Raw genomic sequence first — 15440 nt, forward strand, 5'->3', positions numbered from 1 at the left:
CCTCAATGCCCGGTTTGTGGGGCGAGCGTGGCAAAGGCAATCGGCGCCGAACGGGCCAGCCCGCCCCGGCACTTGAGCACGCGCAATTGTGCAGGCCGGGTATCGATGGCGATGCGCAAGGCCGCCGGCGACGGGTTGATGGCCTCCTGGATCGGGCGCCAGGCGAAGGCCAGGGTCTGGCCGGTTTCCGCCGCCACTTGCAAGCGCCGCAAGGCCCGGTCGTCCGCCTGGCGGGGCCAACTCAGCACCGCACCACAACTGCCCGAACGCAGGCATTGTTCGGTGGCCCACAGGGCATCGCGTTCATCGGCGCGGATCACCGATAGCTGGCGCAGGTCGATGCCAGCGTTCTGCCAGGCCTGGGGATAAGGCACGAACGGCGGCGCCACCAGCACGATCCGCTCCCCCGCCGCCGACAGCCGCGCCAAGGTTGGCCACACCAATTGCAACTCACCCACGCCCGGCGCGGCGATGAGCAGTTCCGTCAATGCCGCTTCCGGCCAGCCACCACTGGGCAATGCCGCGTCCAATGCTTCATGGCCGGTGGGTTGCGGACTGGCGGCCGGCGGCGCAGGCCGGCCCTTCCAGACCTGGCCGCCGTTGAACAGCGTGTCCAGCGCAACGACAGCGCCCATCAACCTTGCCTCACCAAGCCACAGAACACCCCTTCTATCGCCAGGTCCTGGTCAGCCTCGACGATGATCGGCTGATAGGCCGGGTTACGCGGCAGCAAACGCACCCGCTCGCCGATGCGCTCGAAGCGCTTGATGGTGACTTCACCGTCCAGGCGCGCCACGACGATCTGGCCGTTGGCAGCCTGGGGTGTGCGCTGCACGCCCACCAGGTCACCGTCGAGAATGCCGTCCTCGATCATCGAATCGCCCTGGACCCGCAGCAGGTAGTCCGGCGCCTTGGTGAAAATCGCCGGGTCCAGCATCAAGCGGCTGTGGACCTCGGCGTCGGCGCCAATCGGCAGGCCAGCCGCCACTCGCCCCAGCACCGGCACGTCCAGCAGTTCAGGCCGTGGCGGCTGGTTCAGCAGCCGGATACCCCGGGCCTGGTGCGGATTGACTTCGATAAAACCGGCCTCGGTCAACGCCAGCACATGCTTGCGCGCCACGCTACGGGAAGCAAAACCGAACGCCTCGCTGATTTCAGCGAGGCTGGGAGGCTGACCCTGATCGGCGATGCGTTCGCGGATAAAAGTCAGGATGGCGGTGCGGCGGGGCGTGAGAGTCGTCATGGAGTACATTTGTACTCTTCCGGGATTTTTCTGACAAGCGCCGCCAGTCAGTTCACCGCTCGCCTGCACACGTCATCGTGGCCAGAGATTGCTCACAATAGACTGAATGCACTGACGTCATCGCGAGGCTCACGTCAGCCGCGCTGGAGAATGCGGTCCATCACCCAATCGGTCTTCAAGGCCTCTTCGGCCACGGCCGGATGCTGCGACTCACCACGGATATGGGCATTCATGCCGAGTACATGATGCCACTGGATATGCTCAGGATGATGAGGGATGTCGAGGCTGACGGAGGTGTCCGTACACAGTTGCAGTGGCGCCTCATCGAACACCGAGAAGCTGATCCGCCCTTGACTGCCGATCACTTCCACACGGTCCTCACGTCGGTCAGCGACGAAGTTCCAACAGCCCATGCCTGTGGCTCCGCAGGCAAAACGCCAATTGGCCACGACCGCATCTTCTGCCTGATACAAGCCGTTCTGGCGAGCGGCGAAGCCGGCCACCTCGACAATGTCCCCCAACAAGAACTGGAACAGGTCAAGGCCATGGCAGGCCAGGTCCGTGAAATAACCTCCGCCTGCAATCGCCGGATCGGTACGCCAATTGGTCGCGCCGTTGATATCCGCCGATGACGCGGGCTTGGTCAGCGTCCAGGTCAAATGCCGGATGTCACCGATGCATCCTTGCTCGATCCATTGCCGCACTTTGCGAAAACGCGGCAGTGAGCGCCGGTAATACGACACAAACAGATGCACCCCGGCGGCGTTGAATACGCGCTGCATTTCCCGGCTCTGCGCGACATTGAGGGACATGGGTTTCTCAACGCAGCAATGTTTGCCTGCGGCGGCCACCAGCAGGCTATAGCTGAAATGACTGTCGGGCGGCGTCGCAATGTAAACCGCATCGACTTCGGGATCATCGATCAGTGCCTGCGCGTCGGTGTAGAACCTGGCGATGCCGTGGCGTTCAGCATAATCGGACACGGCCTCCACACGTCGCCCCATCACCGCTACCAGCGCTGAGCCGGGCGCCTTGTAGAAGGCCGGCCCACTCTTGCGTTCCGTCACGCTGCCACACCCGATCATGCCCCAACGTACCGTTTTCATCGTTTGACTCATGGAATCAAGGCCACCGGCTCCGCAAGGAAGCCCCTAAAAAAGGCAGGAGTTTAATCAGACCCAGCCTGAATGTCGTGGCTACAACGCTTGCCCCTCGTTGCGAAACGCGCTCGGGCTCATGCCGGTCCAGCGCCGGAACGCCCGACGGAAACTGCGCACATCGCTGTAGCCGACTTCTTCGGTGATGCGCTCGATGGACAGTTCGGGGTTGGCCAGCAGGTTCAGGGTGCGACCGCGGCGCACTTGTTCGAGCAAGGTCTCGAAGGTCAGGCTGTGTTCGGTCAGGCGCCGACGCAGGGTGCGGCTGCTCATGTTGAGGTCGCTGGCGATTTTCTCGATGTGGCTGCCCCGGGTCAGGTCCCGGGCAATCGCCCGCTCCACGGTCTGGATCAGGTCGATCTTCTGGTGAACCTCGGTGGCCTCCTGCTCCAGCAAGGTCAATGCCTGGCGCAGGGCCAGCGGGTGGTGATTGGGCAGGCGCCTATCCAGCCAGCGCACATCGATCAGCATGCGATTGTGCCGGCAACCGAAGCGCACTTCAGGTCCCAATATCCGCTGGTATTCCTGGGCATAGGACGGCGCGGCGTGCATGAACTCCACGGCCAGGGGCTTGAAATCGGGGCCCGCCAGCGCCCGGCCGTAGACCATCAGGCTGGCGAAGAACTCTTCCACCGCAAACACCTGGATCTCGGCGAAAGGCAGGCGGCAAGTGGCCTCGACCATGATCCGGTCAGTGGCTTCTTCGACCCGGGTCACGGCGATGCCGCCGGTGGTGTGCTGGTAACGAACCCCCAGGGCGAAGGCATCGCGCAGGGTTTCGCACAACGACAAGACGTGGCCCAGCAGGCCGAGGGTGCCGAGCACGTTGCGGTCACCCACCCACAACCCCAGGCCTTGGTCGGGCAATAGCTTGAGTGCCCGTTGAATCATGATCACAGCCTGACGGTAGGAAATGCGCTGGGCAGGATCTTGCAGGTCATCGAGGCCGAACCCCAGGCCGCGACACAGGCTGGCGGCATCGAAGCCCTTGTCCGCCACCACCTCGGCCAGGGTTTGCAGCAGGAATGGCGACACCAGCGCCAATTCATAAGTGGGGTCGATGACTTTCATCTGCATGGGGCGGATTCCGGGGCACGTTAGGTGGCGCTTTTTGTAACCGGTTATTTCATAAAGTTAGCATGAGCCGCTGGATAGAGGGGCATAAAAATCTGGCCGCCCAAGTCCCCTGTCTGGCCGCCAATACCCTGCCCTGTCAGCGGCGAACGGCTTATTTGTATGACTCGGACCTCCGGTGCATTTCCAACAATAATAATGAGCTTCCCCATGAACCCGATCCGCACGACATTCGCCTTGCAATTGACCCTCGGCCTGGCCTGCGGCTATGCCCTGCCCGCCCTGGCTACCGAATCGGGGGTGGACAACATCGGCCCCGGCACCGACGGCTTTTTCGTGTTGCCGCTGGAAGTCGACAGCCTTCCGGAGCACATGGTCGCGTTCAACCTCTACTACAACCATTACAAAGCCCGGAAATTCAACATCAGTTCGTTGGGCGGCGAGCTGCCGGATGTCGAAATCGAATCCACGGCAGTGGTCCCGCGTATCGATTACCTGAGCCCGTTGCGGGTGGCCGGTGGGCGCGCGGGGATCTACATTGCCCAGCCCTGGATCAAGCAGGAAGTTTCGGTGTTCGGCTTGCATGACACCCGCGAGGGCATGGGCGACACCACCATTTCGCCCATCGTGCTCTGGGACATGGGCAAGAACCTGACCCTGGCCGCGGCGGTGGAAATCACCGTACCGACCGGCGAATACAGCACCGATCGACTGGCCAACACCAGCAACAATTTCTACACCTACAAGCCGCTGTTTTCCTTCACCTGGTTGCCCACGGAAGACACCGAAGTGTCGATGAAAAGCACCTACAGCTTCAACCGCAAGAACAAGGACACCGACTACCGTTCGGGGCAGATTTTCCACTTCGATTATTCCGCCAGCTACCGCGTGACCGACAACCTGAGACTGGGGCTCAACGGCTACTACCTCAAGCAGACCACCGACGATAAACAGTACGGTCGCACCGTGCAATTCGCCGGGCAGGACGTGGACGATGGCGTACGCGGTCAGGTCTTCGCCATAGGTCCGGCGCTGCATTTCACCTTCCTCAAGTACGCCAGCGCCGAGATCCGCTGGGCCAAGGAATTCGATGTGGAAAACCGCCCCGAAGGCGAGATGCTCTGGGCCAAGATCAGTATTCCGTTTGCGTTCTAGAGTGTTTCACAGCACCACAGGTTTTGTGTCTGACAGGAATGAATCCACTGTAGATTAACCAGCCCTCGCCCCAGAGAGCTGAAGCCTCAGCTCACCCCCAGAATCGATGAAAGGTGCCCATTGAGGAACTTGCCGCCAGGGTCCAGCGCCTGGCGCACCTGGGTGAATTCAGTCCAGCGCGGGTACAGCGCCTGGAGGGCCTTGGCGTTCAGGGAATGCAGTTTCCCCCAGTGCGGACGGCCCTGGTATTTCCAGAAGATCGGCTCGATGGCGGCGAAGAAATTGTGGTGATCCATCTGGTAATGCTGGTGCACGGAGATCGAGCAACTGTCCCGGCCTTCGAACATGCTCAAGGCAATGTCGTCGGCCTTCACGTAGCGGTATTCGATGGGAAACCAGGTGCGCAGGTCCTTGTCGCGGATCAGTGCGAGGACCTCCCGCAGGCACGCCGGGCCGTATTCGGCGGGCACCGAATACTCCATCTCGTTGAAACGCACGGTGCGGGCGTTGGCGTAGATGTCATGGGAATCACCGACCCGGTCATCGAAATCGGCCACCAGCCGCAGGCTGTTGAGCAGCGCTCGCCGGAGCGCGGGAAAATCGCTGCCGTACTTGTCGAGGTTTTCGATCAGGGACACGAATTCGTTGCCGCCCTCCTCCTCGGGGCTGATTGGCGGCGTGGTCGGATCCGAGGTCTCGTTCAGGGTAATCGACAGCGCATAGTCGGAATGGGTGACGACTTGCATTTCCCAGTGCTGGTTGTCCCGGGTGTTGGCGTCTACGTCCTCGAGCAACTCCTCGGTTTTCGCCACCCACTGGTGCTCGCGCAAGCGATAGGCGGCGCGGTTCTGCAGGCGCACGCGGGTCACCAGCCCCAGCGCGCCAAGGGACACCCGGCCGGCCTTGAACACGTCGGGATGACGCTGGGCATCGCAATCGAGCACCTCGCCACTGGCCGTCACCAGTTGCAGGCCGACCACCTGGGACGCGTACGAGCCAAACGCCTTCCCGGTGCCGTGGGTCGAGGTGGCGATGGCCCCGGCCAGGGTCTGGTAATCCACGTCGGCCATGTTCGGCAGGGCCTGACCGATGGCCTTGAGCGCCGGCCCCATGCGGGACATGGGCGTGCCGCCGCCGAACGCGGCTTGCAGGCTGGCCTCGTCGTGATCCAGCAGGCCACTGAAAAAACTCAGCGACAACAAGGTGCCATCGGTGGGCACCAGGGCGCTGAAGGAATGACCGGAACCCACCGGGCGAATCCGCCCTTCGGCGCGGCGCACCACCTGCACCAGTTCGTCGAGGTCCTTGGGGGCCAGGCGCGCCGCCGGCAGGCAACTCTGCGCACCGGACCAGTTGCGCCACGGGATCAACCGCGGCGCACGCATCAGCTCGGCCAGGGCGCCCTGGCTGCCCAGCGCCGTGAAGGCGGTGACAACGCCGGCCTGTTGCAGCAACCGACGCCGTGAGTAGTCCATCGTCATGCCGTAGTACCCGTATGCATTATTGGAAGTGTTGACCGGACATGAAGGCGATCAGGGCCAGGAACTGCTCTTCGGAACAGTGCATGCACAGGCCCATCGGCGGCATGCCGTTGTAGCCGTTGATCGCGTGGTCCAGCAGTGTCTCGGCGCCCTGGGCAACCCGCGGGGCCCAGGCGTTCGTGTCGCCGGTCAACGGTGCCCCGGCGTCGGGGTTGGCGTGGCAGAGCTTGCAGCTGCTGTCGTAGACCTGGGCCAGTGCCGCATCGCTGGGCATGGCCGTGAACACCGTGGGCATGGGCGGCTTGGCTTCTTCGCCGCAGCCGGCGAGCAAGGTGCCGAGCAGGAGGATGAAGGCTGGATTGAGCCAGGTTGAAGGTATCGTTGCCGGCATAGGGACCTCTTGGCGGCGCTTTTCTTGTTGTGGGTCAACACTAAGGCACGCCAGCACGCCGGCTTGAGGTCATTGGGGGCCAGAAAAGGGGGCTTGGGCGGCCAGGGCACCGTGGCGAGGGAGCTTGCTCCCACTGGGGTGCGAAGCAGCCCTGAGCCTGTCGCCCGGAAAACGGCGGGCCGAAATTGAGCGACCAGCACCGCCCCCTGTGGGAGCGAGCTTGCTCGCGATAGCGGTCTGTCTGTCACCTAGGTGTTGAATGTGCCGACGTCATCGCGAGCAAGCTCGCTCCCACAGTTTTTGTTTTGGGGCTGCTGCGCACCCGCAGACTCAGGGCAACAGCAACCCCTGCTCGCGCTCGCACAACTGCACCACGTAATCCCACAACACCCGCAGGCGTACGGATTTGTGCAGTTCGCGGCGGGTACTGATCCAGTAGCTGCGGCGGATGGTTTCGTCCGGCAGCAACGGCACCAGCGTCGGGTCGCCGCTGGCCATGTAGCACGGCAACACGGCGATCCCCAGGCCCGAGCGCGCGGCCTGTTGCTGGGCGATGACGCTGGTGCTGTGGAACACCACCCGGGGGTTGCGGCAAAAGCTGTTGAGGAACATCAGTTCCTGGCTGAACAGCAGGTCGTCGACATAACCGATCCAGGCGTGACGGGCCAGGTCCTCGCGGCTGCGCAAGGCTGGCGAGCGGTCCAGGTAGGCCTGGCTGGCGTACAGCGCCAGGCTGTAGTCGGTGAGTTTGCGCGTCACCAGCAGGTCGGCCGCCGGGCGTTCGAGGTGGATGCTGATTTCCGCCTCACGGTTGAGGATGCTGACGAATCGCGGCACCGCCACCAGCTCCACCTCCAGCCCCGGATAACGCTGGAACAACCCGTCCATGCGACTGGCTAGGAACATGATGCCCAGCCCTTCGGTCACCCCCAGGCGGATCTTGCCCAGGGGCGCGCTGGACTGGGTAATGTCCTCCTGGGCCAGCAACGCCACGTTCTCCATGGCTTCGGCGTGCTTGAGCAACGTCTCGCCAGCCGGGGTCAGTTCATAGCCCTGGGCATGCTGGACGAACAACGCGGTGCCCAGGCTTTTCTCGATGGCCTCGATGTGCCTGGCCACTGTGGCGTGGGTGGTGTTCAGGCGCCGTGCAGCCGTCAACAAACGCCCGCTGCGTTGCAGTTCCAGGAAATAGCGCAGGTCATTCCAGTCGAACATGAGGCGATCCTTGAACGCGCCAGAAGGCATGGCTGTTTATAAACGCACAGCGGCTGCGCAAAAACTAACATTCTTTTGACGAAAACTAACAACTAGGATGGATCCCACAACAACAAGAATGAGGTCGCGAATGCAACCTGTCGTCGATGAATACGATTACGTGATCGTGGGCGCCGGCCCTGCCGGGTGCTTGCTGGCCAATCGACTGTCGGCCAACCCGCAACACCGGGTGCTGCTGCTCGAAGCCGGCGGGCGCGACAATTATCCGTGGATTCACATCCCGGTCGGCTACCTGTTCTGCATCGGCAACCCGCGCACCGACTGGTGCTTCAAGACCGAAGCGCAACCGGGCCTGCAAGGCCGCGCCCTGAGCTACCCGCGCGGCAAGGTCCTGGGCGGTTGTTCCTCCATCAACGGCATGATCTACATGCGCGGCCAGGCTGCGGACTACGACGGCTGGGCCGCCGAGGGCAATCCCGGCTGGGCCTGGGAGGACGTGCTGCCGCTGTTTCGCCAGAGCGAAAACCACTTTGCCGGCGCATCCGAATTCCACGGCGCTGGCGGCGAATGGCGGGTCGAACGCCAGCGCCTGTCATGGCCGATTCTCGATGCCTTCCGCAGCGCCGCCGAGCAGAGCGGCATCCCCAACGTCGACGATTTCAACAGCGGCGACAATGAAGGCTGCGGCTACTTCCAGGTCAACCAGAAAGCCGGGGTGCGCTGGAACGCGGCCAAGGCGTTCCTCAAGCCGGTTCGCCAGCGCGCCAACCTCACGGTGTTGACCGACGTCGAGGTCGACCGGGTGTTGCTGCGTGACGACCGGGCCTACGCCGTCAGCGCGCGCTGGCAAGGCAAGGGCATGACCTTCAAGGCCCGCAAGGAGATCGTTCTGTGCGCCGGGGCCGTCGGCTCGCCGGGGATCCTGCAACGTTCCGGGATCGGCCCACGCAGCCTGCTGCAACGCCTGGGCATCGGCGTAACCCACGAACTGCCCGGTGTCGGCGGCAACTTGCAGGACCACCTGCAACTGCGGCTGATCTACCAATTGGAAAACGCCCGCACCCTGAACCAGATCGCCGGCACCCTGTGGGGCAAGATGGGCATGGGCCTGCGCTACCTGTACGACCGCAGCGGCCCGCTGTCCATGGCCCCCAGCCAACTCGGCGCGTTCGCCCGTTCGGGCCCGGAGCAGGCCTCGGCCAACCTCGAATACCACGTGCAGCCGTTGTCCCTGGAACGCTTCGGCGAACCGCTGCACAGCTTCCCGGCCTTCACCGCGTCGGTCTGCGACCTGCGCCCGCAAAGCCGTGGCCGGGTGGACATTCGTTCGGCCGACCCGCACGAAGCGCCGCTGATCCAACCCAATTACTTGAGCCACCCCGAAGACTTGCGGGTCGCCGCCGACGCCATCCGCCTGACCCGACGCATCGTCGCGGCCCCGGCCCTGAGCGCGTTCAAACCGGTGGAATACCTGCCGGGCCCCAGCCTGCAAACCGAAGAGGAACTGCACCAGGCCGCCGCCCGGATCGGCACGACGATTTTCCACCCGGTGGGCACGTGTCGCATGGGCCAGGATCGCGACGCGGTGGTGGACGCGCAACTGCGCGTCCACGGCATCAAGGGCCTGCGCATCGCCGATGCCTCGATCATGCCGCGCATCACCTCGGGCAACACTTGCTCGCCGACGCTGATGATTGCCGAGAAGGCGGCGCGGATGATGCTTGAGGCGGACACAAGAATCACCACGCCCCAAAAGGAGCCTGCCACGGTCTGAAAAACAACAGAGCCCCCCTGTGGGAGCGGGCTTGCTCGCGATGACGGCGGCACATTCAACACCTAGGTGACAGACAGACCGCTATCGCGAGCAAGCTCGCTCCCACAGGGGGGGTGAGTCGATTCAAGGAAAGTGTGTCAAATCAGGAGACGCCACCCGGCGTCGCAGTGGAACAACAAAAACAATCACTGTGAGGGATACCGCTATGTCTGAACATGTTCAGCCCCTGGAAGCCACGCGCAGCGCCGGCACCAGCCAGGAAACCCAGAAAGTCATCTTCGCCTCGTCCCTGGGGACGGTGTTCGAGTGGTACGACTTTTTCCTCTATGGCGCCCTGGCGGCGGTGATCAGCAAGCAGTTCTTCGCCGGGGTCAACGACACCACCGCGTTCATCTTCGCCCTGATGGCCTTCGCCGCCGGCTTCATCGTGCGGCCGTTCGGGGCACTGGTGTTCGGTCGGTTGGGGGACATGATCGGGCGCAAGTACACGTTCCTGGCCACCATCATCCTCATGGGCCTGGCGACCTTCTGCGTCGGCCTGCTGCCCAACTACGCCAGCATCGGCATCGCCGCACCGATCATCCTGGTGGTGTTGCGCATGCTCCAGGGCCTGGCCCTGGGTGGTGAATACGGGGGTGCGGCGACCTACGTCGCCGAGCACGCGCCAATGGGCAAGCGCGGTTTCCATACCAGCTGGATTCAGTCCACCGCCACCCTCGGATTGCTGCTGTCGCTGCTGGTGGTGCTGGGCTGTCGCTACTTCACCGGCGATCAGTTCGAAGTCTGGGGCTGGCGCATTCCGTTCCTGCTGTCGATCCTGCTGCTGGGCATCTCCACCTGGATTCGCCTGAGCCTGCATGAGTCGCCGGCCTTCCTGAAAATGAAAGAGGAAGGCAAGTGCTGCAAGGCGCCGATCCGCGAATCCTTCGGCAAATGGGAAAACCTCAAGGTGGTGCTGATCGCCCTGTTCAGCATCAACGCCGGGCAAGCGGTGACCTTCTACGCCGCGCAGTTCTATGTGCTGTTTTTCCTCACCCAGTTCCTGAAGATGGACCCGGCCCTGGCCAACAGCCTGCTGATCGTCAGCGTGGTGATCGGCGCGCCGTTCTTCATCTTTTTCGGCTGGCTGTCGGACAAGGTCGGGCGCAAACCGGTGCTGATGATTGGCCTGCTGCTGGCCACCGCCCTGTACTTTCCGATCTTCAAGACCCTGGCCCACTACGCCAACCCGGCCATCGACCAGGCAAGCCGCCAGGCGCCGATCACCGTGGTCGCCGACCCGGCCACCTGCACCTTCCAGTTCGACCCGGTGGGCAAGGCGCGTTTCGACAGCCCATGCGACAAGGTCAAGACTTTCCTGGTCAAGCAAGGCCTGCCCTACAGCAGCGTCGCGGCTCCGGCCGGCAGCACGGTACAGATCAGCGTCGGTGACGTGAAACTCGAAGGGTACGACGAAGCCGCCCTGCGCGGTGCGGTAACCCTGGCCGGCTACCCGCAGCAGGCCGATGCGCAGCAGATCAACCGGCCGATGATCGTGGCCTTGATCGTGGCGCTGATCATCATCTCGGCGATGTGCTACGGACCGCTGGCGGCGTTGATGGTCGAACTGTTCCCGACCCGGATCCGCTACACCTCCATGTCCCTGCCCTACCACATCGGCAACGGTTGGTTCGGCGGTTTCCTGCCCACCGTGTCGTTCGCCCTGGTGGTCTACACCGGGGATATTTTCTACGGGCTGTGGTACCCGGTGGTGATCACCGGGGTGAGCCTGGTGGTGGGCATGATCTGCCTGCGGGAAACCCGGAACGTGGACCTGGATACCAACTGAGGGCAACACCGTGGCGAGGGCCTTGGCACCCTCGCCACCGCTTCAGAAGTGCGCCTTCACGGTCATGGTGAAGTTGCGCGGCTCACCGTAATAGTTACCGAAGCTCTCGGTGCCAATGGTGGTGTAGTAGCGCTTGTCGAACAGGTTGTTGCCATTGAGGGCCAACGACCAGGTGTCATCGATGCGGTAGCCGACCCGGCCGTTCCACACGGCATAACCGGCCTGGGTGATCTTCTCGCCGGTCGCCGGCGATACCCGGAAGTTGTCGCTTTGGGCATTGACCCCGGCGCCGACGCTGAACCGCTCCAACGCCCCACCCAAGGCATAATCGCCCCACAGGCGCAGCACATGGCGCGGCACGTAGCTGTTGAACGAGCCGCCGTTGAGGCTGGTGTCAATGTCGTTGAGGGTCTTGGTCTGGGTGTAGGTGTAGCCGGCCAGCAGTTGCAGGCGCTCGATGATTTCACCGCTGATCTCGGCTTCGAAACCCTGGGCGCGCACCTTGCCGGCGTTCTCGTAGCAGTAACCGTCCGAGGACGCACAACTGGAGTTGTAGTCAGTCTGGGCCTGGTCTTTCTGCAGCGTGCGGAACAGGTTGAAGGCGCTGTTCAGGCGTCCCTCGAACCACTCGCCCTTGATCCCCAGCTCATAGCTCTCGCCCACCAGGGGCTTGAGTACCGAGCCGCTTGCGGAGCGATAGTTGCCCTGGGGCGTGAAGATATCCGAATAGCTGGCATAAGCCGTCAGGTGCTCATTGAGGTCGAACAACACGGCGGCAAACGGCGTGACTTGTCCCGTCTCCGTGCTCTTGGCGTGCTCCGTACCGCCGGTGAGGAACACCGAGTCGGTCTTGGAGCTGTACGAGCTCACCCGGCTGCCGACGACAAACGTCAACGGGTCCGCCAGTTTCAGCCGCAGGGTCGAATACATCCCTTGCTGCTCGGTCACGGTCTTGACCGGACCACCGCGCGTCGAGTTGTCGATGAAGTAACTGTCGTCCGGTTCGGGAATATGTCGATCCGGCTCGAACACATTCTGCTTCTGTGGCAACAGCGCTACCGAGAAAAAGTCATCCTTGTCCGAACGACTGGCGTTGAAACCGACGATCAACTCGTGTTGCTGCCCCAGGACGTCGAACTTGCCGTCCAGGTAGGCGTCGAGGCCGTAATCGACCTGGTCATAGTCATACATGCTACCCAGCATGTTGGTGGTCGAGGTGCCTGGCGCCACCGAGCCCGATGCAAACGCGTATTTGATGTCCTGGGTATTTTTCGTATAGACACTGGCGACCTTCACGGCCCAGTCGTCGTTGAGCTGATGCTTGAGATCACCGAACACCGTGGTCCGCTGGCTGCGCCAGGTGTTCCACGAGGGGTCCAGGCAGGTGGAGCGGCTGAGTTTCAGATCGCTGCCGTCCCGGTAACGAGGAAGCCCGCCCCAGCAGGGGCTGGCATCGACGTCTTCATAGGCAACGCCCAGGCCGAGCGTCGTGTCAGGCGACAGATCGAAGTCCAGGGCACCGTAGTAGATCTGGTCCTTGCGCCGGGCATCGTCGTAAAAATAATGCCGGCTCTGCTCGGCGATCACCGCCCTGCCCCGCACGGTGCCGGCGTCATTCAACGGGCCACCAGTATCAACCTGCCCACGGTAGTTGTCCCAGGTGCCGCCCGACAGGCTCAGCTCGGTCTGCGCCGTGGCCTGGCCGCGTTTACGCACGAAGTTGACGCCACCGGACGTGCCGCCCGCCCCCTTCATCATCCCGGCGGCGCCGCGCAGCACTTCGACGCGGTCGTAATAGGCCATGTCGCTGCTGAAACTGTCGGCCTGGACATAGCTGTTGCCCATGTCCAGCGGAACGCCATCGTATTGATACTGGCCAGACATGCGGAAACCGCGGGAATAGAAATACTTGCCGCCCATGGTCGAGTCGTAGACGGTAATGCCGGGGGTCTTTTCCATGACTTGCTCGATGGTATTGAGGTTCTGGTCATCGAGCATCTTGCGGGTGATCACCGTCACCGATTGCGGCGTTTCGCGCAGGGAGTGCTCACCCTTGCCAATCGTGACCGCCCCCGTCGTGTAGGAGTGGCTGTCCTCGGTGGTCGCCCCGAGCCGCTGTGCCTCGATGGTGGTGGCATCCAACTCCAATGCCGAACCGCTGACCGGCACGGAGCGCAGCACGTACGTGCCGTTGGCCTGGAGGGCGGCTTGCAGACCGCTACCACCCAGAATGCGCGCAAAGCCGTCGCCCACGCCGAAAGAACCGCTCAGGCCGGGTGATCGCAAACCTTCGAGTTGCCGGGCATCAAACGAAATGGCGACACCGGCGGCGCTGGAGAAACGGGTCAGCACATCCACCAGGCTACCGGCGCCGATATCGTAGACCTGCACCGCACGCTGCTGCGCCGCAGCCGCTGGCACCGGGCCGGCGTTCACGACCGTGGCACCGGCAGTCGTGACCGCCAGCAAACCGATTTTCACTGCAAACACCAGACGGCCTGGCGCGCTCACCCACGTCATACTTCCCCTCCCCCAAACGGTCGATAAAAACTCACTGAGGAAGAGCCGAACGATGAGGATGAAAAGTGCAGGGGCTGGTTTTTTTATTACGCTGCATTACCGCCGATCGCCACCGGCGACCTGGACCCAGAATCGGCTGTAACGAGTCACTCGCAACGAAAAGCCGCTTTCCAGCGCGGCCAGGGCGAGATCGGTGTTATCGACGGGAAACACACCGGACACCTTCAAGTCGCCAATCGCCGGATCCCAACGCAGCACACCGGGACGGTAGCGCGACAGTTCATCCAGCAGCGCCGCCAGGGGACGGTCAATGGCGATGATGCTCCCCTTCTGCCAGGCACCGACCGACCCATCGTTGCCACGCAGCGCCCCCAACGACTGTTCATTGAAATCCAGGCGCTGGCCAGCTTCGACCCGCATCCTTGATCCACTTGCCAGCAGACTCACCTCGACCGCTTTCTCAAGCACCGCCACTTCGCCGCCCCGCGCCTGGCTACGGACGATGAATCGCGTGCCCAGCGCCAGTACCTCGGCCGACCCCGTGACCACCTTGAACGGACGTCGCAGGGGATCGGCCGCCGTCGTCACGAGCACCTCTCCGCGCAACAGTTCCAGGCGCCGCTGCTGCCCATCGAAACGAACATTGATCGAGGTGTCGGTGTTGAGCAGGACCGTGCTGCCATCGGCCAGTTGGAATTCACGACGCTCGCCCACCGCGGTGCGGTAATCGCAAAACAGATTCTGGGTGGCTTGGCTACGCCAGCCCAGCCAGCCCAGGCCGCCGGCGGTCAGCAGCAAGGCGCTGCGCAACACCTGGCGCCGGGAGCGCGGGTGGGTGTCGCTCAAGGTCGGTGCCGCCAGGGCGCCCGGCACACTCGCCATCTGCTCGGCCACCGCGGCCATGCGCTGCCAGGCCTGACTGTGCAACGGATCGGCGGCCAGCCAGACACGCCAATCGGCGCGGTCCGCGTCGGTGGTGATGCCGGAATGAAGCCGGGCATACCAATGCGCCGCCACACGGATGGCTTTCAACTCTTCGGGCGGCAGGTTCATGAAAGCTGCAATTGAATCTGCATCAGGCAGCAATGCTCCATGGCCTTGGCCATGTGGTTATTGACCGTGCGGACGCTGACGCCCAGGCGCTCGGCAATCTGCGGGTACGTCAGACCCTCGAACTGCGACAGGATGAACGCCTGCCGGACACGCGGCCCCAACCCCAGGAGCAGACGGTCGATCTCCATCAGGGCCTGGAGCAAAATCGCCTGCTCTTCCAGCGACGGGTGCTGCTCTTGCGGCATGGCGGCCAACGCTTCGAGGTAGGATTGCTCCAGCGAGCGACGGCGAAACAGGTCGATCAACAGCCCTTTGGCGATCATCGACAGGTACGGTCGCGGCTCGCGGATATCCAGCGCGGTGCGCGCCTTGATGACCCGTACGAACGTATCCTGGGTCAGGTCGGCGGCATCGAACGTGTTGCCCAAGCGCTTGCGCAACCAGCCCTGGAGCCAACTGTGATGATCACTGTACAGAACGTCGACAGCACTGCGTAAGGACAGATCGTGGGCGGGCATGGCAATGGAATAATTCGCGACTGATAATGAC

13 protein-coding genes are annotated in these 15440 nt (G+C 63.1%); 3 read left to right on the forward strand and 10 right to left on the reverse strand.

All coding sequences use genetic code 11. The annotated features are described in order from the left end of the window. Positions 1–2: 2 nt before the first annotated feature. The 4 genes from imuA to AC515T_RS19045 form a co-directional block, all read right to left on the reverse strand. Positions 3–635 carry a translesion DNA synthesis-associated protein ImuA gene (gene imuA / locus AC515T_RS19030; RefSeq protein ID WP_496529600.1) on the reverse strand — a complete coding sequence of 211 codons (633 nt, stop codon included), beginning with the start codon at positions 633–635 and terminating at the stop codon, positions 3–5. Beyond that, positions 635–1252 carry a transcriptional repressor LexA gene (gene lexA / locus AC515T_RS19035; RefSeq protein ID WP_013692700.1) on the reverse strand — a complete coding sequence of 206 codons (618 nt, stop codon included), beginning with the start codon at positions 1250–1252 and terminating at the stop codon, positions 635–637. Before lexA ends, imuA begins: the two co-directional genes overlap by 1 nt. Before the next feature lie 125 nt (positions 1253–1377). Further along, complete coding sequence (locus tag AC515T_RS19040; protein WP_496529601.1) at positions 1378–2349, reverse strand: Gfo/Idh/MocA family protein; 972 nt, start codon at positions 2347–2349, stop codon at positions 1378–1380. Positions 2350–2439: 90 nt separating this feature from the next. After that, complete coding sequence (locus AC515T_RS19045) at positions 2440–3477, reverse strand: AraC family transcriptional regulator (protein WP_496529602.1); 1038 nt, start codon at positions 3475–3477, stop codon at positions 2440–2442. A gap of 207 nt (positions 3478–3684) precedes the next feature. On the opposite strand from AC515T_RS19045, the gene AC515T_RS19050 reads away from it, so the two are divergent. Beyond that, on the forward strand, positions 3685–4629 hold the full coding sequence (locus AC515T_RS19050; RefSeq protein ID WP_496529603.1) for a SphA family protein: 945 nt from the start codon (positions 3685–3687) through the stop codon (positions 4627–4629). Positions 4630–4715: 86 nt separating this feature from the next. Here AC515T_RS19050 and AC515T_RS19055 read toward each other — a convergent pair whose 3' ends face one another. The 3 genes from AC515T_RS19055 to AC515T_RS19065 all read right to left on the reverse strand — a co-directional run bounded on the left by AC515T_RS19055 (position 4716) and on the right by AC515T_RS19065 (position 7716). Then, complete coding sequence (locus tag AC515T_RS19055) at positions 4716–6014, reverse strand: D-arabinono-1,4-lactone oxidase (RefSeq protein WP_496533163.1); 1299 nt, start codon at positions 6012–6014, stop codon at positions 4716–4718. Between the two features lie 115 nt (positions 6015–6129). Further along, on the reverse strand, positions 6130–6501 hold the full coding sequence (locus AC515T_RS19060; protein ID WP_496529604.1) for a c-type cytochrome: 372 nt from the start codon (positions 6499–6501) through the stop codon (positions 6130–6132). Between the two features lie 330 nt (positions 6502–6831). Then, positions 6832–7716: a LysR family transcriptional regulator gene (locus AC515T_RS19065; RefSeq protein WP_053123328.1), complete on the reverse strand. Its 885-nt coding sequence runs from the start codon at positions 7714–7716 to the stop codon at positions 6832–6834. 130 nt (positions 7717–7846) lie between these two features. Here AC515T_RS19065 and AC515T_RS19070 point away from each other — a divergent pair, with 130 nt between their 5' ends. Further along, positions 7847–9490 carry a GMC family oxidoreductase gene (locus tag AC515T_RS19070; protein ID WP_496529605.1) on the forward strand — a complete coding sequence of 548 codons (1644 nt, stop codon included), beginning with the start codon at positions 7847–7849 and terminating at the stop codon, positions 9488–9490. A gap of 205 nt (positions 9491–9695) precedes the next feature. Beyond that, entirely contained in the window at positions 9696–11318 is a 1623-nt protein-coding gene (locus AC515T_RS19075) for an MFS transporter (RefSeq protein ID WP_305467655.1), read from the forward strand. A 42-nt stretch (positions 11319–11360) separates the two neighbouring features. On the opposite strand, the gene AC515T_RS19080 is transcribed toward AC515T_RS19075, so the two are convergent. The 3 genes from AC515T_RS19080 to AC515T_RS19090 form a co-directional block, all read right to left on the reverse strand. Further along, positions 11361–13838, reverse strand: a complete 2478-nt coding sequence (locus AC515T_RS19080; RefSeq protein ID WP_496529606.1) for a TonB-dependent siderophore receptor — start codon at positions 13836–13838, stop codon at positions 11361–11363. 96 nt (positions 13839–13934) lie between these two features. Further along, positions 13935–14891 carry a FecR domain-containing protein gene (locus tag AC515T_RS19085; RefSeq protein WP_496529607.1) on the reverse strand — a complete coding sequence of 319 codons (957 nt, stop codon included), beginning with the start codon at positions 14889–14891 and terminating at the stop codon, positions 13935–13937. Continuing rightward, complete coding sequence (locus tag AC515T_RS19090) at positions 14888–15409, reverse strand: sigma-70 family RNA polymerase sigma factor (RefSeq protein WP_496529608.1); 522 nt, start codon at positions 15407–15409, stop codon at positions 14888–14890. The genes AC515T_RS19085 and AC515T_RS19090 overlap by 4 nt, the downstream gene beginning before the upstream one ends. Positions 15410–15440: the final 31 nt, after the last annotated feature.

The sequence above is a fragment of the Pseudomonas sp. FSO-7 genome (assembly GCF_059579345.1).